This is a genomic window from Streptomyces sp. NRRL S-350 (assembly GCF_000719705.1).
GTDB lineage: Bacteria > Actinomycetota > Actinomycetes > Streptomycetales > Streptomycetaceae > Kitasatospora.
Genome location: NZ_JOHO01000036.1, coordinates 13,279 through 36,966, shown reverse-complemented (window position 1 = coordinate 36,966; position 23,688 = coordinate 13,279). Strand labels below are relative to the sequence as shown.

Below are 23,688 nucleotides of genomic sequence, written 5' to 3'. Positions count from 1 at the left end.
ACCACCCGAACCGCGCGGGAACCGCAGCGGAAACCACGATGGGAGCACCCTCATGCGCAACGCCCCGTTCGGTACCAACGGCCCGGAACTCGGCGTCATCGGTCTCGGCTGCATGGGGATGACCTGGGCCTACGACGTGGGCAACCGGGACGACGAGAACTCCGTCCGGGTGATCCGGCAGGCGCTGGACCTCGGCGTCGGCCTGATCGACACCGCCGACATGTACGGCCCGTACACCAACGAGGAGGTCGTCGGCGCCGCGCTGGCCGGACCGTACCGCGAACGCGCCTTCCTGGCCACCAAGGTGGGCATCGTCCCCGGCGGCGGGGGCCAGCAGGAGCGCGACGGCCGCCCCGAGCACGTGCGGCGCTCGATCGACGAGAGCCTGCGCCGCCTGGGCACCGACCACGTCGACCTCTACCAGCTGCACCGGGTCGACCCGGACGTCCCGATCGAGGAGACCTGGGGCGCGTTCGCCGAACTCGTCGCGGCCGGCAAGGTGCGGCACATCGGTCTCTCCGAGGTGACCGTCGAGGAGATCAAGCGGGCGCAGTCGGTGCACCCGGTGGCCTCCGTGCAGAACGAGCTGTCCCTGTGGACCCGGGACGCGCTGGCCGAAGTCCTGCCCTACACCGAGGAGCAGGGCATCGCCCTCCTCCCGTTCTCGCCGCTCGGCCGGGGCTTCCTGACCGGCAGCATCTCCTCCTTCGACGAGCTGCCCGCCGACGACTTCCGCCGCCGCCTGCCGCGCTTCCAGCAGGACGCCCTGAAGGCGAACCTGGCGCTGGTCGCCAAGGTCCGGGAGGTCGCCGAGCGGATCGGCGCCACGCCCGCGCAGGTGGCCCTGGCCTGGGTGCTGGCGCAGGGCCGGTACGTCTTCCCGATCCCGGGCACCAGGACGCCGCGCTACCTGGCGGACAACGTGGGGGCGGCCGAGGTCGTGCTCTCGGCGGCCGACCTCGCCGAACTGGACGCCCTGCCGGTGCCGACCGGCGACCGCTACTAGAGCAGGCGGTTTCAGGCGACCGAGGCCGGTGCCCAGCCCGGCGGCGCCCAGGCGGCACCCCGGCAGGGCGGCACCCGGGCAGGCGGCACCCGGGCGGTCCTAGGCGGTCTCCCGGCCGGCCACGGGCCGTTCCTTGACCCACACCAGCTGCCGTCCGGTCTCGGCCGGCGCCCGGACGGCGGCCTCGGCGATCCGGTCCAGCCGGTAGCCGAGCTTGCGCGGGACGGCCGCGCTGGCGGTGTTCGCCCGGTCGCAGTGGATCTCCACCCGGGTGATCCCGGGCAGTGCCAGCGCGGCCTCGGTCAGTGCCCGGGTGGCGGTGGTGGCGATGCCGCGGCCGACGTGGCCGGCGGCGACCCAGTAGCCGATCTCCAGCGCGCCCGGGCCGAGCCGCCCGTGCAGGCCGAAGGCGCCGATCACGCTGCCGGGTTCGGCGTCCAGGCCGGCCAGGTACATGAAGTCGGTGCCGGCCTCCCAGGCGGCGTGGCCGGCCCGGGCCAGCTGGGCGGTCTGCGCCCGGGTGGGGGCCTCGGCGGCCCACTCCAGCCAGGGCCGCAGGTGGTCGAGGTTGGCGCGGACGGCCCGGTTCAGCGCGACGGCGTGGGTGCTGCGGCGGCGGCGCAGCCAGAGGCCGCCGGGCAGCCGCAGCAGTTCGGGCGGCCGCCCGGGGGTCGCCTCCACCGCCGTCCGCGCCCCGCCGGCCGGGACGGGGCCGCAGGACCGCGGCTGTGCTTGGCTCATGGCGGCGATTATGTCCTTGGCCCGGACCTGTCACCATCCGGGCCCCTCGGACGGCGGGCGCGCCCGGTCGCGCGGCGGAGCGTCAGAGCCGGACCATCACCTCGTCGAGCTCCTTGCGCCGCAGATCCGGCACGCGCGCCCCCTCGGCCGGGTAGCCGACCGGGATCACGTACGCCGCGCGCTCCTCGGCCGGCCGGTCGCACACCTCGTTGAGGAACCTCATCGGGCTCGGCGTGTGGGTCAGCGTGGCCAGTCCGGCCTGGTGCAGCGAAGCCAGCAGCAGCCCGACCGCGATCCCCACCGACTCCTTGGTGTAGTACGGGCGCGGCGATCCGGGCCCCTTGTGCACCTCGAACACGACGATCACGGCCGGCGCGTCCTCCAGGAAGGGCTTGCGCCAGTCGGTGCCGATCGGCGCCAGTGCGGCCAGCCACTCCTGCGACGCCCGGTGGCCGTAGAACTCGCGCTCCTCGGCCTCCGCCGCCTCACGCAGCCGCCGCTTGCGCTCCGGGTCGGTGACCACCACGAACCGCCAGGGCTGGACGTGCGCGCCGCTGGGCGCGGTGCTCGCGGTCCGCACCGCCCAGTCGACCACCCCGTCCGGGACGGGGCGGGTGGAGTAGTCGCGGACGGTCCGGCGCCGGGCCATCACGTCGTGGAAGGACCTGCTGCGGGCCTCGGCCTCGTGGGCGGGCACCGTCATGGGGGTGAGCGGGACGGTCGGGTGGGACGACCCCGCCACGGCACTGTCTGCACTGTCAACCATGGCGCACAGCACAGCACATGACGGCACCTCGGGGAAGAGGTCGAGACCAATTCCGGAGGGGCCGTCAGGTGTCGGGGCCGGGGCCGGGCCGGGTGCGGGCCGGGTCGTGGCGGGGACCGGGGGCGGGCGGCGGTCGGCTACAGCTCGTCGACCCGCCCGTCCCGGACCTCGATCCGCCGGTTCACCGCGACGGTGTCCAGCATCCGCCGGTCGTGGGTGACCAGCAGCAGCGTGCCGGTGTACGAGCCGAGCGCGGACTCCAACTGCTCGATCGCGGGCAGGTCCAGGTGGTTGGTGGGCTCGTCCAGGACCAGCAGGTTGACCCCGCGGGCCTGTAGCAGCGCCAGCGCGGCCCTGGTGCGCTCGCCGGGGGAGAGGGTGGCGGCCGGGCGCTTCACGTGCACCGCCTTGAGGCCGAACTTGGCCAGCAGGGTGCGCACCTCCTCCGGCGTGAGCTCCGGTACGGCGGCGGCGAAGGCCTCCGCCAGCGGCTCGCCGCCGAGGCTGCGCTTGTTCTGGAAGATGTGCCCGCGCGCCTGGTCCACCTCGCCGACCACCACGCCGGAGCCCAACGCGGCGCTGCCGCCGTCGAGTTCGAGTCGCCCGAGCAGCGCGGCCAGCAGCGTGGACTTGCCCGCGCCGTTGGCGCCGGTGATGGCGACCCGGTCGGCCCAGTCGATCTGCAGGTCCACCGGCCCGAGGGTGAAGTCGCCCCGGCGGACGACGGCTCCGCGCAGAGTGGCGACCACCGAGCCGGAGCGCGGCGCGGCGGCGATCTCCATCCGCAGCTCCCACTCCTTGCGCGGCTCCTCGACCACGTCCAGCCGCTCGATCATCCGCTGGGTCTGGCGCGCCTTGGAGGCCTGCTTCTCGGTGGACTCGGAGCGCATGGCGCGGCCGATCTTGTCGTTGTCGGAGGACTTGCGGCGGGCGTTGCGCACGCCGTGCTCCATCCAGCCGCGCTGCATCCGGGCACGGGCCTCCAGCGAGGCCTTGGTGTCGGCGTAGTCCTCGTACTCCTCGCGGGCGTGCCGACGGGCCACCGCCCGCTCCTCCAGGTACGCCTCGTAGCCGCCGCCGTACAGGTTGACCTGCTGCTGGTGCAGGTCCAGCTCCAGCACCTTGGTCACGGTGCGGGCCAGGAACTCGCGGTCGTGGCTGATCAGCACGGTGCCGACGCGCAGGCCCTTGACGAAGGACTCCAGCCGCTCCAGGCCGTCCAGGTCGAGGTCGTTGGTGGGCTCGTCGAGCAGGAAGACGTCGTAGCGGGAGAGCAGCAGCGAGGCGAGGCCGGCCCGGGCGGCCTGGCCGCCGGAGAGCGCGGTCATCGGCAGGTCGAGGGAGACCTTCAGCCCGAGCGAGTCGGCGACCTCCTCGGCGCGCTCCTCCAGATCGGCGCCGCCGAGGTCGAGCCAGCGGTCCAGGCTCGCGGCGTACGCGTCGTCGGCGCCGGCCCGGCCCTCCACCAGGCCCTCGGTGGCCTCGTCCAGGGCGGCCTGCGCGGCCGCGACGCCGGTGCGGCGGGCCAGGAAGTCGCGCACGGACTCGCCTTCGCGCCGCTCCGGTTCCTGCGGCAGGTGCCCGACGTTGGCACCGGCCGGGCTCAGCCGCAGCGAGCCGCCCTCGGGGGTGTCGAGGCCCGCCAGCAGGCGCAGCAGGGTCGACTTGCCGGCGCCGTTGACACCGACCAGGCCGATCACGTCGCCGGGGGCGACCACCAGGTCCAGCCCGGAGAAGAGGGTGCGTTCGCCGTGGCCGGCGCTGAGGTCCTTGACTACGAGTGTCGCGCTCATGATGGGCCCGATTGTAGGAGGAGCAGGCCCGGGGGCGGAAAAACGGGACGGCGGGCGACGGCGGGGGAGACGCGAACGGCCCGGGGCGGCGGCTGTGGCAGCCGCCGCCCCGGGCCGGGGATCACCGCTCAGCGGGTCACTTGGCCTTCTTCGCGAAGTAGTCGAACATGTGCTGGGCCACGTCCTCCAGGTACGGACCGGCCTCGTAGGTGTTCGCACCGTTGCCGATGGAGGTGTCGCTGACCAGGGCGGGCTTGCCGTCCTTGGTCGCGTACCAGCCGCCGCCGCTGCTGCCGCCGGTCATGTTGCAGCCGATCAGCAGCATCGCCGGGCGGCTCGGGTCGCCGGTCTTCTTGGACGGCTTGCCGCCGTCGCAGTGCTCCAGCTCGGCGCCGTCGAAGGGCTTGCCCTCCGGGAAGCCGTAGTTGCTGACCGCGGCGAGCTGGTCACGCGGGGCGTTGAACCACAGCGGCACGGAGCCGCCGACGGTCTCCTCCAGCGACTTGGCGCTGCCGTCGGGGTTGGCCACCTTGATGATGCCGAAGTCGTACTGGCTCCAGGGGCCGCCCTTCTCCGGGTCGGCCTCGGCGGTCCACTGCGGCGAGACCATGCCGGCGGTCGCACCCCACTCGCCGTACGGCTCGGCGTCCTCCACCTTGGCCTGCTGGCGGCCGGCGCCGCTCAGCACGCCGTTGCTGTTGAAGGCCGGGGCGAAGGTGATGTCGGTGTAGTACTTGTTGCCCTTGCCGCCGTGCAGGCAGTGGCTCGCCGTCCACACCAGGTTGCTCTTGCCCGGGTGCTCGGGGTCGGAGATGACGGTGCCGGAGCACACGTAGTCCTCGTTGCCGTCCTTGAAGAAGATCTTGCCGTTGACGTGCATGTTCTTCGGGAACGGGTGTGCCACGGGCTTCGCCGGCACCATGGCGGGCAGCTGGTCCGGGCCGGCCGGGGGCTGGGCGCCGGTGGGCTGCGCGGTGGGCTGCGCCGGGGCCGCACTGGTCGGCTGCGCGGGCGCCTGCGTCGGGTCCTGGGCGGGCGCCTGCGGCAGCGGCTTCGGCTTGGCGTTCAGCAGCTTCTGCAGGGTCCAGTAGCCCTTGACCGCCGGGGTGACGACGTTCGCCTGGGCCCACTTGTCCCAGTCGTCGAGCTTCCACGTCTTCAGCTCTTCGACGGTCGGCAGCTTGATCGGCGCCGCGCCCGGCTTGCCGGAGGCGCTCGCGCTGGCCGCGACGGTGGGAGCGCCGGTCGCGGCTCCGGACGGGTCGCTGTTGTCCGGGCCGCAGGCGGTGGCGACCACCATCGTCAACGCGGCGACGGAGGCGCCGAGGACGGCACGGCTCGGCCGGGATATCGGTGACATGCGTTCAAATCCCCCTGTGTGACTACCGCCATACGGTCCGTTCCTCGGGTACGGCCCAGGGGGCCGCAGGTATGGCAGATGAGGAGTCTGCCATGCGGATAAAGGGCTCCTTACATCCACCCCCGCCCCGGGCGGTGCTGTCACCGGATCGGCACCGGATCCGCACGGGGCCTTTGCCGGCCTCGACTTGGTCCGCCCGGCCGGCTCGACCGCGGGGCCGCGGTGATCCGCCCGGGCCGGCTCGCTCGCCGGACCCGAGGTGATCCGCCGGGCCGAATAATCGGTTGCACGCGTCCGTCGACATCCCTAGCGTTGTCCGGGTCGTCAGCCAGACAAGGAGAAGGCCGTTGCTCTACTGAGGTCCCGGGACACCGCCCCGCCGCGCAGGCCGATTCGCCGCGCGGTGAGCGAGTGCGCGACCTCAGTCACGGCCCCGTGGCGCGTCATTCCGCCACCCTGTCCGTCGACCGTCCCCGTCCCGCACCCGCGGTGTCTCCCCGTGTTGCTCACCACCCCTTCGGCAACCACCCCGGGAGTCCCTTCATGGCACAACCCACCACCGCCGTCCTCTGCACCGACCTCGCCTTCGAGTGGCCGGACGGCAAGCCCGTCCTGGACGGCTTCCACCTCGCCGTCGGACCCGGCCGCACCGGCCTGATCGGGCTCAACGGCGCGGGCAAGTCCACCCTGCTGCGGCTGATCGCCGGTGAACTCACCCCCACCGGCGGCACCGTCCGGGTCGACGGCGAACTCGGCTACCTGCCGCAGGGCCTGTCGCTCGACACGGCGCTGCGGGTGGACGAAGCGCTCGGCATCCGCGCCACCCGCGAGGCCCTGCACGCCATCGAGTCCGGCGACACCGACCAGCGCCACTTCGACGCCGTCGGCGACGACTGGGACGTCGAGGAGCGCGCCCGTGCCACCCTCGACCGGCTCGGGCTGCACCGCCTCGGCCTCGACCGCACCACCGGCGAGCTCTCCGGGGGCGAGGCGGTGCTGCTGCGGCTGGCCGCCCTGCTGCTGGCCCGGCCCGACGTCCTGCTGCTCGACGAGCCCACCAACAACCTCGACCGGGCCGCCCGCGAGCGGCTCTACGAGACGGTGGCCGGCTGGCACGGCGTGATGCTGATCGTCAGCCACGACCGCGAACTGCTCCGGCACGTCGACCAGATCGCCGACCTGCGGGACGGCGAAGTCACCTGGTACGGCGGGAACTTCGACGCGTACGAGCGCACCCTCGCCGCCCAGCAGGAGACCGCCGAGCGGCTGCTGCGCAACGCCGAGGCCGACGTCCAGCGCCAGAAGCGGGACTTGGTCGAGGCCCGCTCCCGGCTGGAGCGCAGCGCCGCGTACGGCAAGAAGCGGTCGGTCACCCGCAACGACCCGCACATCTTCGCCGGCATGCTCAAACGCAAGGGCCAGGAGACCGCAGGGCGGCTCCAGGGCATGCACACCGAGCGGCTGGAGGAGGCCAAGGCGCGGCTCGACGCGGCCGAGGAGGCCGTCCGGGACGACGCCGAGATCCGGATCGACCTGCCGCGCACCGCCGTCCCGGCCGGTCGCACGGTGCTCACCCTGCAGAAGGTCCGGCTGCCCTACGGCACCACCGCCGACCTCGACCTGCGCGGTGCCGAGCGGATCGCCCTGGTCGGCCGCAACGGAGCCGGCAAGTCCACCCTGCTGCGCACCATCGCGGGCGAACTCGCCCCGCTGGAAGGAGAGATCACCACCCCGGTGCCGTTGCGGTACCTCCCGCAGCGGCTCGACCTGCTGGACGACAAGCTCAGCGTGGTGGAGAACGTCAAGCTGTTCGCCCCCGCCGCGGGCAACAACGCGATCCGTGCCCGGCTCGCCCGCTTCCTGTTCCGCGGCGCCCGGGCCGAGCAGCCGGCCGGCACCCTGTCCGGCGGCGAGCGGTTCCGGGCCACCCTGGCCGCCCTCCTGCTGGCCGACCCGCCACCCCAGCTGCTGCTGCTCGACGAACCGACCAACAACCTGGACCTCGCCAGCGTCCGCCAGTTGACCCAGGCACTGGCCGCCTACCAGGGCGCGCTGATCGTGGTCAGCCACGACCTGCCGTTCCTGCGCGGCCTGGGGCTGACCAGGTGGCTGGAGCTGGACGGCGAACTACGGGCGGTGGATCCGATGTAGCGGCTCAAGGCACCCGGGCGCCCGGGCGCCCTGACACCCTGGCACCCGCGTACCCGGGTGCCAGGGTGCGCCCGGCTGCTCAGGCCTGCGGCGCCGGGCGCAGCTTGCCCGCGATTAGCGTCCCGAGCCGGTCCAGCCCGACGACGACCGCGGCGAGCACCACGAACTCGACGGTCAGCTGGGCGATCTGGCCCCAGACGTACCCGTAGCCCTTGGTGGTCGGGTCGAAGAAGAAGTAGGGGTAGGGCGTCGGGTAGTCGTCGAACAGCGCGTTGCGGGCGAGCACGATCGCCGCGTAGCCCAGCGGGAAGGCCAGCCAGAGCGGTATGTCCTTCCAGGCCGCCGCGTTGCGGGGCTTGAACACCAGCCAGTCGGCGATCACCATCACCGGTGTCACGTAGTGCAGGAAGAACGACGACCAGTGCGCCAGCCGGTCCGGCCCGCTGACCAGTCCGGGCAGCGGGCTGGCGCCGTGCTGAAGGAGGATGTGCGAGACCAGCCCGGTGATCAGGATGTACAGCGTGGCGGCGCCGCGCAGCCGGGGCGCGGGCGCGTCCACGGTGCCGCGCTTGGTCATCCAGTACACCGCGCCGATGAAGTAGCCGAGCACGATCACGTTGCTCTGCACGGTGAAGTACACCAGCGGCGCGGTCCCGAGGGACAGGCCCAGGCCCGCCGAGAGCACGATTCCCATGCGCCACCACAGCGCGGGGCGGGTCCGGACTGTCATGCGGCCACCAGTTCGTTTCAGGCGATACGGGAGGTATCGGACGGCTGAGGGGGGAGTCGCACTCTACTCGCTGGTAGCGGCGGGGTGGAACCCGTGTGCGATTCCGTCGGCCTCTCAGCCCGGCAGGACGAACCCCGACTCGTACGCCGCGATGACGGCCTGAGTGCGGTCCCGTGCGCCCAGCTTGGCGAGCACACTGCCGACGTGCGTCTTCACCGTCTCCGGGCTCACCACCAGTCGCCGGGCGATCTCGCCGTTGCTGAGCCCGGAGGCCATCAGCCGCAGCACCTGCCCCTCCCGCTCGGTCAGCCGCCCGATCGGCCCCCGGTCGGCCGCGTCCTCCCGCCGCCGGTCCCCGCCGTGGCGCAGCGCGAGCTCGCGGACGGCCGCCGGGAAGAGCAGCGAGTCCCCGCGTGCGACCAGCCGCACCGCCTGCACCATCTCCTCGGCCCGGGCCCGTTTCAGCAGGAACCCGGCCGCGCCCGCGCGCAGCGCGTCGTAGACGTGGTCGTCGTGCTCGAAGGTGGTGACCACCAGGATCCTCGGCGGCTCGGCCATTCCGGCGACCAGCTGCTCGGTCGCCCGGATCCCGTCGATGCCGGGCATCCGGACGTCCATCAGCACCACGTCCGGCCGCAGGCCGCGCACCAGCGGGACGACCTCGGCCCCGTCGGCGGCCTCGCCGACCACGGTGAGGTCCGGCTCGGCATCGATCACCACCCGCAGGCCCATCCGGACCAGCCGCTCGTCGTCCGCGATCACCACGCGGATGACGGCCGTGGCGTCGCCCCCGCCGCCCGTGGGCTCTCCGCCGCTCACCGTGGCGGTGTCGCTCGCCGTGTCCGTGCCGCTCACCGCGTCGGTGTCGCTCATCGTGTCCGTACCGCTTGCCCTGTCCGTACCGCTCGCCGTGTCCGTACCGCTCGCCCTGTCCGTGTCGCTCATCGTGCAGTTCCCCCCACCGGCAGCCAGACGGCCAGCCGCCACGTCGTTCCGTCCGCGCTCGGCCCGGCGGTGCTGCCGCCGTGCAGGGCCGCCGCACGCTCCCCGATCCCGCGCAGCCCGCGCCCGCCGCCGGGCCGGCTCGGGCGGCCGGGGCCCAGCGGGTTGGTCAGTTCGATCTCCAGCCGGTCCCCGGCCAGCCCGACCCGCAGCCCGGCCGGGGCGGGTCCGGCGTGCCGCAGCACATTGGTCAGGCCCTCCTGCACGATCCGGTACGCCTCGCGGGAGACCGCGACGGGCAGTCCCGCCAAACCCGGCGGCAGCTCGGCGTCCACCGCCACGCCGGTGCGGGCGAGCTGGCGCAGCAGGTCGTCCAGCCCGGCGAGGGTGGGCCCGGCCGGTCCGGCCGCCCCCGACTCCTCCTCGCGCAGCAGGCCGAGCACGGAGTCCAGCTCCGAGACGGCCGCCCGCGCGGTCTCCTCGATCGCCTGCAGCGCCTCGGCGGCGAAGTCCGGGTCGGTGCGCAGGACCCGTGCGGCGGCGGAGGCCTGGATGCCCACCGCGCTGAGAGCGTGCCCGACCGAGTCGTGCAGTTCGCGGGCCAGCCGGTTGCGCTGGTCGAGCACGGTGGCCCGGCGTTCGGCGGCGGCCAGCCGCTCCTCGGGGGTGGGGCCGAGCAGGGCGGGCGCCCAGCGGGCGAGCAGGGCGCCGAAGCCGGCGTTGGCGAGGACGATCAGCAGCAGGACGGCGAGGCCGAGGGCGGGGCCGGTGAACACCCAGTCGGGGAAGCGGTCCTCCCAGAAGCGGATGAGGTCCTGGGCGCCGCCGAAGCCGAGGATCAGCACGATCGAGAACGGCGCTCCGGCCAGCGTCATCCCGGCGACCACCCCGCCGAGGAAGAGGTGCAGCACGAACCAGAGCGCGGTGCGGCGTCGGGCCGGCCACGAGCGGGCCGGCCCGGTGGCCAGTTCCTCCGGCCGGGCGGCCGCGCACAGGGCCCGTGCCGCCGCGCCCTCCAGCCCCCGGACCGTCGGCACCAGTGCCGTGACGGCGGCCATCGGCAGCGAGGTGAACAGCGCGAGGACCTGCAGCAGCGCCTGGCGGGCAGGCGCCTGGTCTTGGTCGAGGGCCCCGAGCATCACGATCGACAGCAGCCAGTAGGGCATCAGTAGCGCGCCGCCCAGCACCAGGTGCACCCAGCGCAGCCGGGCCCGCCGCCCGACCAGCGCCTCCACCGCACGCCGCAGCCGCGTGCCCGCCCCCGTGTTCATCCGGGTGACTGTACGTCAGCCCGGACGTCAGCCGGTGCGACGGCCGGTGCGACGGCTGGTACGGCGGCTGGTACGGCGGTTCGTGGTGCTCTCGCGGTCCTTGTGGCGCCGGTGGGTCCGGCAGTCCCCGTAGCCCCCCTAGCCCCCGCAGCCCCCGCAGTGCCGGCAGCGCCCGCAGTGCCCGCAGCGCCGGCAGCGCCCGCAGTGCCCGCAGCCCCCGCAGTTTCCGGGGGCGCTACGGCGGGGGCCGTGGCCGTGACCCCGGCCGCGTGTGCCGCCCGCTCGGTCAGGGCGATCGCGCCGACGGCCAGGACCAGCACCCCGGCCACCACCTGCGCCGCCTGCACCAGGGACATCAGCCCGGGCACCGCCATCCGCAGGTCCGTCACCCGGGACGGCGCCGCGCCGAAGGCCACCAGCTGCCAGCTGCCCCACCCGAACAGCGAGCCGGCCGCCGTCCACGCCACCAGCAGGGGTCCGAGCAGTCGCCGTCGCGGCCCGAGCCGGAACACCAGGACCAGCAGTGCCGTCACGGCGGCCACCGCCATCAGCGCGGTCACCCCGTTCATCACGGCCACGCCCCGGTCCCGCTCCTGCGCCATCGCGATCGGCACCCCGGCCGCACCGCCCGCCGCCCAGTACAGCCGTGCCGCCGCGACGCCGACGGCGAGCAGCGCCGCCGCGCAGCCGAGACCGCGCTGCACGGCCAGGGTGGGGGAGCGCGGCAGGTCGCCGATCCGCTCGCGCAGCAGCGCGGCCCACCGCCGCCGGGCGTACAGGACGAAGGCGGTGATCAGCGCGAGGCCCTGCACGGCGAACCCGCCGTACACGACGGCGAACACCCAGCCCGCGAGGCCCCGGTCGTCGCTCTGGCCGCTGTCGGGCTCCGGCCCGAGCACCAGGACGCTCAGCAGGTCCAGTGGCAGCGCCACCAGGATCGTGCCGAGCAGCCCGGTCGCGACCCACATCGGGAACGCCACCAGTCCGGCCCGCACGCGCCGGCCCCACGGCCGTACGAAGGCCAGCGCCAGGGCCACCGCGATGGCGTCCATTCCGAAGGTGAGCAGGTTGACCAGCCACAGCCGGTCCATCGCGTCGGTGTCGCCCGACCCCACCGGATGGCCGGTCAGCCACAGCAGCTTGAGCGTCAGGTACGGCGCCGTGGCCGCCATCGCCGTCCACGCCGCCCCGGCCCGTACGGTGCCTTCGTTGATCCTCATGCCCCCACGGTCGCGCGGCGCCCCGGCCGCGGTCCTCCGCCCGGGGCGTGATCCCCCTCCCCCCGGCGGGGGATCTTCGGCTCACGCCATGCGGTGGATCAGCCGGTCCTCGTGGTCGACCCGGCCGTCCGGGTCCGCCACCAGTCCGAGCCGCTCGGCGAGCCGCCGCGAGGGCAGGTTGTCCGCCCGGATCAGCGCGACCACCGGGATCCCGGGGAAGCGCGGCAGTGCCTGCGCCATCGCGGCCCGTGCCGCCTCCGCCGCGTACCCCAGGCCCCAGGCGGACGGCCGGAAGCGGTAGTAGAGGTTGAACACCCGTTCCCCGTCCAGCGTGTGCAGGTACAGTCCGGCGAACCCGATGATCACCGCCGGTTCCTCCCGCGTCGACACGGCGCAGTACCCCACCCCGTCCCGCACCCAGTCGGCCACGAACCCGTCCAGCATCTCCTGGGCCTGGGCGATGTCCCGCTGCGGCCCGTGCGGGTTGTACCGGTTGGTCTCCGGATCCCCGTGGACGGCGAACACGGCCTCGGTGTCCCCGGGCCGGGGCTGCGTGAGCACCAGTCGCTCGGAGACGGTGACGATCGTGCGCCCGGTGCGTTCGATCAGGTCGGTGGTGATCACGGTTCTTCCCTCGCCGTCGGAGTAATGGCTGGGCTGCACGATAGGCCATTACCGTCGACGGATGCCCGGCATTTTTCCTGCTCGGGCTTCCCGTTGCGGGCTTCCCTGCCCCGGCCTTCCCGCCCCGGCCTTCCCGCCCCGGCCTTCCGGCTCCGACCTTCTCGATCCGCTTTCCCGCTCTGCTTCCTCGCTCCGCTTCCCTGCTCCGGCGTCGACGCGGCCTGCCGGTGGGAACGGTTGTCGGGGCGGCGCCGTGCGGGCCGGAGGTCTTGTTACCGGCGGGTCGCTTCTCTATCATCCCGAGTGTTACAGCTTTACTGTCAAACCCTGAAGGGTTCGCGGCCAGTGCGTGACACGAGCAGTCCGGTGGGCGAGGGCACCCCTGGCCCGTTGGCGGGTGTGCGGGTGGTGGAACTCGCCGGGATCGGGCCGGGGCCGTTCGCTGCGATGCTCCTGGGGGACCTCGGGGCGGACGTCGTGCGGGTGGACCGCCCCGAACCGCCACCGCTCGGCACCGACCCGGCGTACGACCTCACCAACCGCAACAAGCGCTCGGTGCTGATCGACCTCAAGTCACCCGAAGGCCCCGGCCGGGTGCTGGACCTGGTGGAGCGGGCGGACCTGCTGATCGAGGGCTACCGGCCCGGCGTCGCGGAGCGCCTCGGCGTCGGCCCGGGGCCGTGCCTGGCGCGCAATCCGGCGCTGGTCTACGGGCGGATGACCGGGTGGGGACAGCAAGGGCCCCGGGCGGCGACCGCCGGCCACGACCTCGGGTACACGGCGGTCGCCGGGGTGCTGGGGCTGGTGGCGGCGCCGGGCGGTGCCGACGGGGCTCCCGGAATACCGGCCAACCTGCTGGGCGACTACGCGGGCGGATCCCTCTACCTGGTCGTCGGCCTGCTCGCCGCGCTGCACCACGCCCGGGCCACCGGCGAGGGCCAAGTCGTGGACGCGGCGATCGTGGACGGCGCGGCGCACCTCGGCAGCATGCTGTGGGGCCTGCTCGCGGCCGGCCAGTGGCAGGACCGCCGGGGCGTCAACCTGCTGGACGGCGGCGCACCGTTCTACGCCGTCTACCGGGCCGCCGACGGCGGGCACCTGGCCGTCGGCGCGCTGGAGCCGCGCTTCTACGCCGAGTTCGCCCGCCTGCTCGGGCTCGGCCCGGACGCGCCCGGCCAGTACGACCTCGCCCGATGGCCCGAACTGCGGGCCCTGGTCGCCGCCCGCTTCGCCACCCGCACCAGGGCCGAATGGGAGGCCGTCTTCGCCGGCTCCGACGCTTGCGTGGAACCCGTCCTGACGATGCGCCAGGCCGCTGCGGACGGGCACCTGGCGGCGCGCGGGACGTACGTCGAGGCGGACGGCGTCACCCAGCCCGCCCCCGCCCCCCGCTTCTCCGCCACCCCCGGCGCGCTGCGCCGCCCACCCGCGCGGCCGGGCGCGGACACCGCGGAGGTGGCCCGGGACTGGGGCGTCCCGACCCTCGACTCCAAGGAAGAGCAAGGAGAGTAGCGTTGCAGCGCGAGATCTTCACCGAGCAGCACGACGACTTCCGGGCGACCGTGCGGGCCTTCCTCGCCAAGGAGGTACTGCCGCACCACGACCGCTGGGAGAAGGCGGGCATCGTCGACCGGTCCGCCTGGCTCGCCGCCGGCCGCCAGGGCCTGCTCGGCATCGCCGTCCCGGAGGAGTACGGCGGTGGCGGCACCCCGGACTTCCGCTACGCCGCCGTGGTGGCCGAGGAGTTCGCCCGGGCCGGAGCGTCCGGGCTGGCGATCGGCCTGCACAACGACATCATCGGCCCCTACCTCACCGCCCTCGCCACCGAGGAACAGAAGCGCCGCTGGCTGCCCGGGTTCTGCTCCGGCGAACTGATCACGGCGATCGCGATGACCGAGCCCGGCACCGGCTCCGACCTGCAGGGCATCCGGACCCAGGCGGTCGACCGCGGCGACCACTTCCTGCTCAACGGCGCCAAGACCTTCATCTCCAACGGCATCCTCGCCGACCTGGTGATCGTGGTCGCCCGCACCACCCCCGAAGGCGGCGCACGCGGGCTGAGCCTCCTGGCCGTCGAACGCGGCACGGCCGGCTTCGAGCGCGGCCGCAACCTCGACAAGATCGGCCAGAAGGCCCAGGACACCGCGGAGTTGTTCTTCGAGGACGTCCGGGTGCCCAAGGAGAACCTGATCGGCGAGCTCCACGGCGGCTTCGTCCACCTGATGCAGAACCTCGCCCAGGAGCGGTTGGCCATCGCGGCCGCGGCGATCGCCGGCGCCGAGTACCTGGTCGAGATCACCACCGACTACGTCAAACAGCGCGAGGCCTTCGGCCGCCCGCTCGCCAAACTGCAGCACGTCCGCTTCGAGATCGCCGAACTGGCCACCGAGTGCGCCGTCACCCGGACCTTCGTCGACCGCTGCATCACCGAGCACAACCGCTACGCGCTCACCCCGGCCGACGCCTCGATGGCCAAGTGGTGGGCCACCGAGCTGCAGAAGCGCACCGCCGACCGGTGCCTCCAACTGCACGGCGGCTACGGCTACATGAGCGAGTTCCCGGTCGCCCGGGCGTTCACCGACGGCCGCATCCAGACCATCTACGGCGGCACCACCGAGATCATGAAGGAGATCGTGGGCCGCTCCATCCTCGGCTGACGCCCTCGGCCGGGCCGGGCCCGTCCCGCGCCAAGCCCGCCTCCCGCCAAGTCCCCGCTCCGAAAGGCTCCTCCATCGTGACCACCGAAGCGTACGTCTACGACGCGATCCGCACCCCGCGCGGCCGGGGCAAGGCCAACGGCTCGCTGCACGGCACCAAGCCGATCGACCTGGTCGTCGGCCTGATCAACGAACTCCGCCGCCGCTACCCCGAGTTGGACCCGGCGGCGATCGACGACATCGTGCTCGGCGTGGTCAGCCCGGTCGGCGACCAGGGCTCCGACATCGCCCGGATCGCCGCCATCGCGGCCGGCCTGCCGGACACCGTCGCCGGCGTCCAGGAGAACCGCTTCTGCGCCTCCGGCCTGGAAGCCGTCAACATGGCCGCCGCCAAGATCCGTTCGGGCTGGGAGGACCTGATCCTGGCCGGCGGCGTGGAGTCGATGTCCCGGGTCAGGATGGCCTCCGACGGCGGCGCCTGGTTCGCCGACCCGATGACCGCGTACGAGACCAACTTCGTGCCGCAGGGCATCGGCGCCGACCTCATCGCCACCATCGAGGGCCTGTCCCGCACCGACGTGGACGCCTTCGCCGCCGAGTCCCAGGCCCGCGCCGCCAAGGCCCAGGCCGACGGCCTGTTCGACCGCTCGGTGGTCCCCGTGCGCGACCGCAACGGCCTGGTCGTGCTGGAGCGCGACGAGTTCATCCGCCCCGGCACCACCGTCGAGACCCTGGCCGGCCTCAAGCCCTCCTTCGCCGCCATCGGCGAAGCCGGCGGCTTCGACGCCGTCGCCCTGCAGAAGTACCACTGGGTCGAGGCGATCGACCACGTCCACCACGCGGGCAACTCCTCCGGCATCGTGGACGGCGCCGCGCTGGTCGCCATCGGCAACCGCGAGATCGGCGAACGCCACGGGCTGCGCCCGCGCGCCCGGATCGTCTCCGCCGCCGTCTCCGGCTCCGAGCCGACCATCATGCTCACCGGCCCGGCCCCCGCCACCCGCAAGGCCCTCGCCAAGGCCGGACTCACCGCCGCCGACATCGACCTCGTCGAGATCAACGAGGCCTTCGCGGCCGTCGCGCTCCGCTTCACCCGCGAACTCGGCTTCCGCCCCGACCAGGTGAACGTCAACGGCGGCGCCATCGCCCTCGGCCACCCCCTCGGCGCCACCGGCGCGATGCTGCTCGGCACCGTGATCGACGAACTGGAGCGGCGCGACCTGCGCTACGGCCTGATCACCCTCTGCGTGGGCGGCGGCATGGGCATCGCCACCATCGTCGAACGCGTCTGACTCCCTCCCCCCCGCAGACGTCCGAGCCCGCCCGGCGCCCACCGCCGCCCTCCGTGGGCCACGCTGCGCGTGACACCTCCCTCGGCAGACCTGGAGACCGTGAACCCATGAGCGACACCACCACCATCCGCTGGGAGCAGGACCAGGACGGCGTGGTCACCCTCGTCCTCGACGACCCCACCCAGTCCGTGAACACCATGAACGAGGCCTTCACCGCCGACTTCGAGACCGCCGTCGGACGGCTCGCCCGCCTCGCCGCCGAGGACGGGCTGCGCGGCGTCGTGATCACCTCCGGCAAGAAGACCTTCTTCGCCGGGGGAGACCTCCGGATGCTCTCCGCCGCCCGCCCCGAGGACGCCGAGGCCGTCTTCGAGAAGTCCATGCGGATCAAGCGCTCGCTGCGCACGCTGGAGACCCTCGGCAAGCCGGTCGTCGCCGCCGTCAACGGCAGCGCGCTCGGCGGCGGCCTGGAGATCGCCCTCGCCTGCCACCACCGGGTCGCGCTGAACACCCCCGCCGCCCGGATCGGCCTGCCCGAGGTCACCCTCGGCCTGCTGCCGGGCGGCGGCGGAGTGGTCCGCACGGTGCGGCTGTTCGGCATCACCGACGCCCTGCTCAAGTTCCTGCTCCAGGGCCGCCAGTACCGCCCCGCGCAGGCGCTGGAGCACGGACTGGTGCACGAACTCGTCGACACCCCCGAAGAGTTGGCCGCCCGGGCGCGCGCCTGGATCGAGGCCAACCCGACCGCCGTCCAGCCCTGGGACGTCAAGGGCTACAAGATCCCCGGCGGCACCCCCTCGACCCCGGCCTTCGCCGCGAACCTGCCCGCCTTCCCCGCCAACCTGCGCAAGCAGCTCAACGGCGCCCCCTACCCGGCCCCGCGCAACGTGCTGGCCGCCGCCGTCGAGAGCAGCCAGGTGGACGTCGACACCGCGATGGTGATCGAGGCCCGCTACTTCACCGAGCTCGCCTGCGGCCAGACCAGCAAGAACATGATCCAGGCCCTGTTCTTCGACATGCAGGCGGTCAACTCCGGTGCCGGGCGCCCCAAGGGCATCGACAAGCGCACGGTCCGCAAGGTCGCCGTGCTCGGCGCCGGGATGATGGGCGCGGGCATCGCCTACGCCTGCGCCAAGGCCGGCATCGAGGTCGTGCTCAAGGACGTCAGCGCCGAGGCCGCCCAGCGCGGAAAGGCCTACTCCCAGGGGCTGCTGGACAAGGCCGTCGCCCGCGGCCGCTCCACCGAGGCCAAGCGCGACGAACTGCTCGCCCGGATCACCCCCACCGCCGACGCCGCCGACCTGGCCGGCTGCGACGCCGTGATCGAGGCGGTCTTCGAGAACACCGAACTCAAGCACAAGGTGTTCCAGGAGGTCGAGGACGTCCTCGCCCCCGACGCCCTGCTCTGCTCCAACACCTCCACCCTGCCGATCGGCCTGCTCGCCGAAGGCGTCCGCCGCACCGCCGACTTCATCGGCCTGCACTTCTTCTCGCCGGTCGACAAGATGCGGCTGGTGGAGATCATCCGCGGCCCGCAGACCGGCGACGAGGCCCTGGCCCGCGCCTTCGACCTGGTCCGGCAGATCGACAGGACCCCGATCGTGGTCAACGACTCCCGGGGCTTCTTCACCTCGCGGGTGATCGGCCAGTTCCTCAACGAGGGCGTCGCCATGGTCGGCGAGGGCATCCACCCCGCCACCGTCGAACAGGCCGCCGCCCAGGCCGGCTACCCCGCCAAGGTGCTCTCCCTGATGGACGAACTCACCCTCACCCTGCCCCGCAAGATCCGCGACGAGTACCGGCGCTCCGTCGAGGCCGTCGGCGGCACCTGGACGCCGCACCCGGCGGACGCGGTCGTCGACCGGATGGTCGACGAGTTCGGCCGCCCCGGGCGCAGCGGCGGCGCGGGCTTCTACGAGTACGGCGAGGACGGCAGGCGCGGGCGGCTGTGGCCGGGTCTGCTGGAGCACTTCACCGGCTCCGGCCCGGACGTCCCGGCCGACGCCGTGCCCTTCGAGGACCTCAAGGAGCGGATGCTGTTCAGCGAGGCCCTGGACTCGGTGCGCTGCCTGGAGGAAGGCGTGCTGACCTCGGTCGCCGACGCCAACGTCGGCTCGATCCTCGGCATCGGCTTCCCGGCCTGGACCGGCGGCGTGTTCCAGTACATCAACGGGTACGAGGGCGGCCCGGCCGGATTCGCGGCCCGCGCCCGCGAACTCGCCGCCGCGTACGGCGAGCGGTTCGCGCCGCCGGCGCTGCTGGAGCGGATCGCGGCGGAGGGACGGACGTTCGGCGACTGACGGGTCCGCGCGGTTCCCGGTTCCGGGCACCCGGGTTCCCGGCTCCTGGTCCTGCGGTGCCGGGTCCCCGGTTCGCGGTCCTGCGGTGCCGGGTTGGCGGTTCGCGGTCCTGCGGTGCCGGGTTGGCGGTTCGCGGCCTCGGGTGCTCCGGTTCCTGGTGCCCGCGACCGTTTTCCTGGTGCCCGCGACCGTTCTACTCGCCGTGATCGGGTGAGGCCGTGTCGAGGACGGCCTCACCCAGCTCCTCCCGGAGCGAACGCTGGAACGCCGTGACCAGGGCCTGCGCCACCATCGGCTGGATGTGGTCCGTCAGCACCTTCATCCGGGCCAGCTCGGCCGGCGCCGGCTCGCTCTCCCGGTACGGCTTCCAGACCGTCTCCCGGAACAGCCGCTGCAACTCCCGCGCCGTCGCCCGGCTGTGCTCCAGCACCACCGCCCGGGCGGCCAGCAGCGTCTCCAGCGGGATCGGCACGTCCAGCACCCGGACGCCCAGCGGCAACAGGCCCGGATCCACCCGGAACACCTCCGGATCGCCGGTCCGCTCCAGCGCGCCCATCGCCACCAGCCGCTCGACCTGCTCCTCCGACAGCCCCCGCCCGGCCCGCCGCTCCAACTGCGCCCGCCCCAACTCCTCGGCCGCCTCGGGCGTCCAAGACGCCACCAGCGCCCGGTGGATCGCCAGGTCCAGCGGCGTACTGTCCTGCGGCAGCCGCGCCAGGTACCGCTCGATCGCCGCGAGCGTCAGGCCCTGCCGCTGTAGTTCCTCGATCAGCTCCAGCCGGTCCAGGTGCGCCGCGCCGTACAGGCCCACCCGCCGGGGCCCCAGCTCCGGCGGCGGCAGCAGCCCCCTCGTCCCGTAGAACCGCACCGTCCGCACCGTCACCCCCGCCCGGGCCGCCAACTCGTCCACCGTCAGCCGCACCTCGCCCGCTACGGCGCCGTGCTCCCCCATCTGCTGCCTCCCGCGCTGGCACACTCCTGCTGTGACAGCAGCAGTGTGACAGTGCTGCCCGCCCCGGTCCACCGGCAGCGGGGCCGTGGCGGGGGCGGGTACGCCGGAGCCCCTGCCGTCCGCCGGTGGTCCGGCTCGGGCAGGGGCGTCCTGGTATGGGCGGGGATGTTTCGGTCCGGCCCTCCGGGTTCCGTCGGGGCCGGCCGATTGGGCTGCCCGCCGTGCCCGCCGTCCCCGACCCGGGGCGGGATGCCCCTTCCGCTGTCAGACGAGGCGGTCGCTGTCAGGCGAGGGCGGTCGCTGTCAGGCGAGGGCGGCGTGGTGGCGGCGGGTGACCTCGGGGTGGGCCCGGGTGTAGCCCTTCCACTCGTTGAGGCCGAAGTCGGCGAAGAGCGGGTTGTCCGGGTCCTCGGTGGCGCCGGGGGCGTGGTGGGCGAGCGGGAAGTCCAGCGGCGCGATGTGGGCGTCGAGGCGCGGGTTGTAGAAGAACGGGACGGAGAAGCGCTCGCGGGCCCCGGGCGGGCTGACCACGCGGTGGCTGGTGGCCTTCAGGTAGCCGTCCGTGGCCACCTCCAGCAGTTCGCCGAGGTTGACGACGAAGGCGCCTTCGAGCGGCGGGACGTCCAGGAAGGTGCCGTCCGCGCGCTCCACCTGGAGGCCGCCCACGGTGTCCTGGAGCAGCAGGGTGATGAAGCCGTAGTCCTTGTGGGCGCCGACGCCCTGACCGGCGCCGTCCGGGGCGGTGCCGGGGTAGCGGACCAGCTTGAGGCGCAGGTGGGGGTGGCCCGCGAAGGCGTCGTCGTAGAAGTCGGGGCGGGCGCCGATCGAGGCGAGGAGTTCGTGCAGCAGCCGCCGGGCCACCTCGCCGAGGTGGTCGATCCAGCCGAGTGCGGCGGTGCGCAGCTCGGGGAGCGCCTCGGGCCACTGGTTGGGGCCCTCCAGCCACCAGTACGGGGGTTCGCCGGTGCCGGGGACGTGCGGGGGCAGTTCGGCGCCGATGTCCAGTTGGTCGCGCCAGTCCTGGCTGCCGCCGGTGCGCTCGTCGCCGGTGCGGGTGTAGCCCCGGTAGTGGGGGGAGTTGAGGTTGCTCACGGAGAGCCGGTCGGCCTGGGGGAGCGCGAAGAAGGCGCGCATGGCCCCGGTGAGAGCGGCGGTCTCCTCGGGGGTGACGCCGTGGCCGACGAGCTGGAAGAAGCCGACGCCGGTGGCCGCGGCGCGGAGTTCGTCGTGCAGGTGGCGGCGGTCGTCCGGGCTGCCGTCGGCGAGCGAGAGGTCGATCACCGGGAGGGCGCCCGCCGGGGTGGTGCCGGTGCCGGTGCCGGAGCCGGTTTCGGATATGGGCGTGTGCTGCTGCGTCATGTGTGACATCCGCTGTGTCTCGTCCCGGCCGGCTCCGGTGGTCGACCGGGAGCGGTCGGAGCAGCGCCTGGTGCGGCTGGTGCTCCGGGGGCCGGGAGGTGGCGGCGGCCCGGTGGGGGCTGCCGGTGAGGGTGGGTGGCGCGAGGTTCAGCCGGAGCGTCGACAGGACATGGTGGTCACGCGGAGCAGGTCCACGTGGCGGCGGCGAACAAGGATGAGCACGGCACTAGCCTAAATGACCCGTTCGGCGGCGAGCGAGCCCCCTGCGGTGAAGGGCCACTCCAGACTTGTCGGCGAGCGGTCAAGTGATGGGGGGCGGGGCGGCTCCTCTCCGGTCAGGTGTTGTTGAGGTACGCCAGGACGGCCAGGACCCGGCGGTTGTCGTCGTCGGAGGGCTGGAGGTCGAGCCGGACGAAGATCGACGCGGTGTGCTTGGCGACCGCCCGTTCGGTGATCACCAGTTGTTGCGCGATGGCGGCGTTGGACCGGCCCTCCGCCATCAGGGCCAGCACCTGCCGCTCGCGCGGGGAGAGCGTGGAGACCGGCCCCGCCGAGGAGTTGTGGGTGAGGAGCCGGGTGATCACCTCGGGATCCATCGCGGTACCGCCCTGGGCGACGCGCCGGACGGCGTCGATGAACTGGGTGCCGTCCATCACCCGGTCCTTGAGCAGGTAGCCGATCCCGCCGGTGCTGCCGGCCAGCAGCTCACGGGCGTACAGCTGCTCCACGAACTGCGACAGCACCAGGACGGGCAGACCGGGGTGGGCCCGGCGGGCGGCCAGCGCGGCCCGCAGGCCCTCGTCCGTGAAGCCCGGCGGCAGTCGGACGTCGACCACGGCGATGTCCGGCTGGTCGGCGGCCACCGCGGCGAGCAACTGGTCACCGTTCTCGACCGCCGCGGTGACCTTCATGCCGTTGGCCTCCAGCAGCCGGGTCAGGCCGTCCCGGAGGAGGAAGAGGTCTTCGGCGATGACAACGCGCACGGGATCTCCAGGTTCACGATGGTCGGACCACCGGACGGACTGCTGATCGCGAGCACTCCGTCGAAGGCGGCCAATCGGCGTTCGGTTCCGCTGAGGCCGGTGCCCCGGGACGGGTCGGCGCCGCCGTGCCCGTCATCGGTGACCGATATCCGCAACAGCCCGTCACTGTGCCCTATCTCGATCCACACGTGCGAGGCGTCCGCGTGTTTCACCACGTTGGCCAGGAGTTCGGTGACCGCGAAGTAGACGGCCGACTCCACCGGGGCGGGTGCCCGGCCGGGCAGGGCGCCCGTGAAGGTCACCGGCAGCGGCAGGTCCAGCGCGGTCGCCTGCACCGCGTCGGCCAGCCCGCGGTCGGCGAGCACCGGGGGATGGATGCCGCGGACCAGGTCCCGCAGCTCGCTCAGCGCCTTGACCGAGGACATCCGGGCTTCGACCAGCAGCGGGCCCAGGGCGTCCGGGTCGTGCTTCAGCTGCTCGGCCACGGTCAGCAGCATGCCCAGGGCCACCAGCCTGGCCTGCGCCCCGTCGTGGAGGTCCCGCTCGATCCGGCGCAGCTCGGCCGCCCCGGCGTCGATGGTGTCCGTCCTCGTTCGCGCCAGGTGGCTGACCCGGCGGGCGAGTTCGGCCCGACGGGAGGGCCCGAGCAGGGCGCGGGCGGCCCGCTCGTGGATCCGCAGGACCGGCGGGGCGGCCCACAGGGCTGCCGCCGGGGCGGCGCAGAGGCCCATCGCGTAGACCATGGCCAGCGGGAAGAACGGACCGTTCCGGCCGAAGACCTCCAGGGTGAGCGGGGTCACCAGGACGAGCGTGGCGGTGAGCACCACCGCGAAGCCGGTGAGCAGCGCCCAGGCCAGGTCCCGCCAGGTCGCCGGGTCGGTCAGCCAGCCGCCGGCCCGCAGCCGCTGCCAGGGGCCGAGGGCGTCGGACGCGCGGTGGTACGGCACCGGGACCGGCCGCCCGCTCCACTTCCCGACGGTCCGCCTGTTCTCCGTCGCGATCCAGCGCACGCCGAACAGCGCGAGCACCAGCAGCGAGGGCGCCAACCAGAGCGAGACGGACCGGCCGCCGGGTGCGGCGCCGCCGTAGAGGCTCGTCGCCATCACCGCGAGCGTGCCCGGCGCGAACAGGACGGCCCCGACCGCCCGGCCGCCGCCCCCGGTGGCCCAGCACAGCGCCCAGAGGGCGACCGGCGTCATCGGCACCGCCAGGAGGAGGGGGCCGCCCGGCCCGAACGGCCGCGGGTCGTCGGGGCCGAACAGCGCCGCGACCAGCAGGACCGGGCCGGCCAGCAGTGCGATCAGTCCCGTCACGGCCATCGTGACGAGGTAGCAGGCGTGCACCCCGTCCACGCAGGCCCGGCCGACCCGCTGGGCCGCCCCGCCCGCCACTCCCGTACGCGTTCCAGCCGTCATGACGCGCCCCCTCTCCGTCCCTGAGCCTCCGTCAGGAGGCCTCGAACCACTCGGCACCGAAGCCCTCGCGGAGCCCGGTTCCGATCTTTCGGTGGCTCAGTCTGCCGGGCCGTGGCGGCCTGCGCT

At 73.6% G+C, this 23,688-nt stretch carries 19 protein-coding genes; 6 read left to right on the top strand and 13 right to left on the bottom strand.

Annotation, left to right across the window (positions count from 1 at the left end; genetic code table 11):
• Positions 1–52 precede the first annotated feature (52 nt).
• A complete protein-coding gene (locus tag IF30_RS0126855; protein ID WP_030243207.1) occupies positions 53–1,006 on the top strand; it encodes an aldo/keto reductase in 954 nt (317 codons plus the stop codon).
• A 99-nt stretch (positions 1,007–1,105) separates the two neighbouring features.
• Here the strand turns inward: IF30_RS0126855 and IF30_RS0126850 are convergent, their stop codons facing one another.
• The 4 genes from IF30_RS0126850 to IF30_RS0126835 all read right to left on the bottom strand — a co-directional run bounded on the left by IF30_RS0126850 (position 1,106) and on the right by IF30_RS0126835 (position 5,666).
• Entirely contained in the window at positions 1,106–1,747 is a 642-nt protein-coding gene (locus IF30_RS0126850) for a GNAT family N-acetyltransferase (RefSeq protein WP_078891718.1), read from the bottom strand.
• An 82-nt stretch (positions 1,748–1,829) separates the two neighbouring features.
• Positions 1,830–2,513, bottom strand: a complete 684-nt coding sequence (locus IF30_RS0126845) for a nitroreductase family protein (RefSeq protein ID WP_078891725.1) — start codon at positions 2,511–2,513, stop codon at positions 1,830–1,832.
• A 137-nt stretch (positions 2,514–2,650) separates the two neighbouring features.
• The gene (locus tag IF30_RS0126840; protein ID WP_030243201.1) at positions 2,651–4,306 is read right to left on the bottom strand and encodes an ABC-F family ATP-binding cassette domain-containing protein; all 1,656 of its coding nucleotides are present in this window, start codon (positions 4,304–4,306) and stop codon (positions 2,651–2,653) included.
• A gap of 136 nt (positions 4,307–4,442) precedes the next feature.
• Positions 4,443–5,666, bottom strand: a complete 1,224-nt coding sequence (locus IF30_RS0126835; protein WP_051711243.1) for a hypothetical protein — start codon at positions 5,664–5,666, stop codon at positions 4,443–4,445.
• 543 nt (positions 5,667–6,209) lie between these two features.
• Here IF30_RS0126835 and IF30_RS0126830 point away from each other — a divergent pair.
• The gene (locus tag IF30_RS0126830; protein WP_030243197.1) at positions 6,210–7,817 is read left to right on the top strand and encodes an ABC-F family ATP-binding cassette domain-containing protein; all 1,608 of its coding nucleotides are present in this window, start codon (positions 6,210–6,212) and stop codon (positions 7,815–7,817) included.
• A 79-nt stretch (positions 7,818–7,896) separates the two neighbouring features.
• Here the strand turns inward: IF30_RS0126830 and IF30_RS0126825 are convergent, their stop codons facing one another.
• From IF30_RS0126825 to IF30_RS0126805, 5 genes are all read right to left on the bottom strand, one after another.
• Positions 7,897–8,547 (bottom strand): Pr6Pr family membrane protein, encoded by a 651-nt coding sequence (locus IF30_RS0126825; protein ID WP_030243195.1) that lies wholly within the window; start codon positions 8,545–8,547, stop codon positions 7,897–7,899.
• A gap of 114 nt (positions 8,548–8,661) precedes the next feature.
• Positions 8,662–9,420 carry a response regulator gene (locus IF30_RS0126820; RefSeq protein ID WP_078891717.1) on the bottom strand — a complete coding sequence of 253 codons (759 nt, stop codon included), beginning with the start codon at positions 9,418–9,420 and terminating at the stop codon, positions 8,662–8,664.
• A 68-nt stretch (positions 9,421–9,488) separates the two neighbouring features.
• Positions 9,489–10,760 carry a sensor histidine kinase gene (locus tag IF30_RS0126815; RefSeq protein ID WP_051711241.1) on the bottom strand — a complete coding sequence of 424 codons (1,272 nt, stop codon included), beginning with the start codon at positions 10,758–10,760 and terminating at the stop codon, positions 9,489–9,491.
• Positions 10,757–11,980 (bottom strand): hypothetical protein, encoded by a 1,224-nt coding sequence (locus IF30_RS0126810; RefSeq protein WP_051711239.1) that lies wholly within the window; start codon positions 11,978–11,980, stop codon positions 10,757–10,759. The genes IF30_RS0126815 and IF30_RS0126810 overlap by 4 nt, the downstream gene beginning before the upstream one ends.
• An 81-nt stretch (positions 11,981–12,061) precedes the next feature.
• A complete protein-coding gene (locus IF30_RS0126805; RefSeq protein WP_051711237.1) occupies positions 12,062–12,604 on the bottom strand; it encodes a GNAT family N-acetyltransferase in 543 nt (180 codons plus the stop codon).
• Positions 12,605–12,949: 345 nt separating this feature from the next.
• Between IF30_RS0126805 and IF30_RS0126800 the strand changes: the two genes are divergently transcribed.
• The 4 genes from IF30_RS0126800 to IF30_RS0126785 all read left to right on the top strand — a co-directional run bounded on the left by IF30_RS0126800 (position 12,950) and on the right by IF30_RS0126785 (position 18,853).
• A complete protein-coding gene (locus tag IF30_RS0126800) occupies positions 12,950–14,116 on the top strand; it encodes a CaiB/BaiF CoA-transferase family protein (protein ID WP_324605655.1) in 1,167 nt (388 codons plus the stop codon).
• A gap of 2 nt (positions 14,117–14,118) precedes the next feature.
• On the top strand, positions 14,119–15,261 hold the full coding sequence (locus IF30_RS0126795) for an acyl-CoA dehydrogenase family protein (protein ID WP_030243185.1): 1,143 nt from the start codon (positions 14,119–14,121) through the stop codon (positions 15,259–15,261).
• A 77-nt stretch (positions 15,262–15,338) separates the two neighbouring features.
• Positions 15,339–16,553 carry an acetyl-CoA C-acetyltransferase gene (locus tag IF30_RS0126790; RefSeq protein WP_030243183.1) on the top strand — a complete coding sequence of 405 codons (1,215 nt, stop codon included), beginning with the start codon at positions 15,339–15,341 and terminating at the stop codon, positions 16,551–16,553.
• 107 nt (positions 16,554–16,660) lie between these two features.
• Positions 16,661–18,853: a 3-hydroxyacyl-CoA dehydrogenase NAD-binding domain-containing protein gene (locus tag IF30_RS0126785; protein WP_030243182.1), complete on the top strand. Its 2,193-nt coding sequence runs from the start codon at positions 16,661–16,663 to the stop codon at positions 18,851–18,853.
• 193 nt (positions 18,854–19,046) lie between these two features.
• Here IF30_RS0126785 and IF30_RS0126780 read toward each other — a convergent pair whose 3' ends face one another.
• The 4 genes from IF30_RS0126780 to IF30_RS0126765 all read right to left on the bottom strand — a co-directional run bounded on the left by IF30_RS0126780 (position 19,047) and on the right by IF30_RS0126765 (position 23,562).
• Entirely contained in the window at positions 19,047–19,805 is a 759-nt protein-coding gene (locus IF30_RS0126780) for a MerR family transcriptional regulator (RefSeq protein WP_051711235.1), read from the bottom strand.
• 303 nt (positions 19,806–20,108) lie between these two features.
• The gene (locus IF30_RS0126775; protein ID WP_051711233.1) at positions 20,109–21,164 is read right to left on the bottom strand and encodes an isopenicillin N synthase family dioxygenase; all 1,056 of its coding nucleotides are present in this window, start codon (positions 21,162–21,164) and stop codon (positions 20,109–20,111) included.
• A gap of 335 nt (positions 21,165–21,499) precedes the next feature.
• The gene (locus IF30_RS0126770) at positions 21,500–22,147 is read right to left on the bottom strand and encodes a response regulator transcription factor (protein ID WP_030243177.1); all 648 of its coding nucleotides are present in this window, start codon (positions 22,145–22,147) and stop codon (positions 21,500–21,502) included.
• A complete protein-coding gene (locus tag IF30_RS0126765; protein ID WP_199807930.1) occupies positions 22,099–23,562 on the bottom strand; it encodes a sensor histidine kinase in 1,464 nt (487 codons plus the stop codon). Before IF30_RS0126765 ends, IF30_RS0126770 begins: the two co-directional genes overlap by 49 nt.
• Between the last annotated feature and the right edge of the window lie 126 nt (positions 23,563–23,688).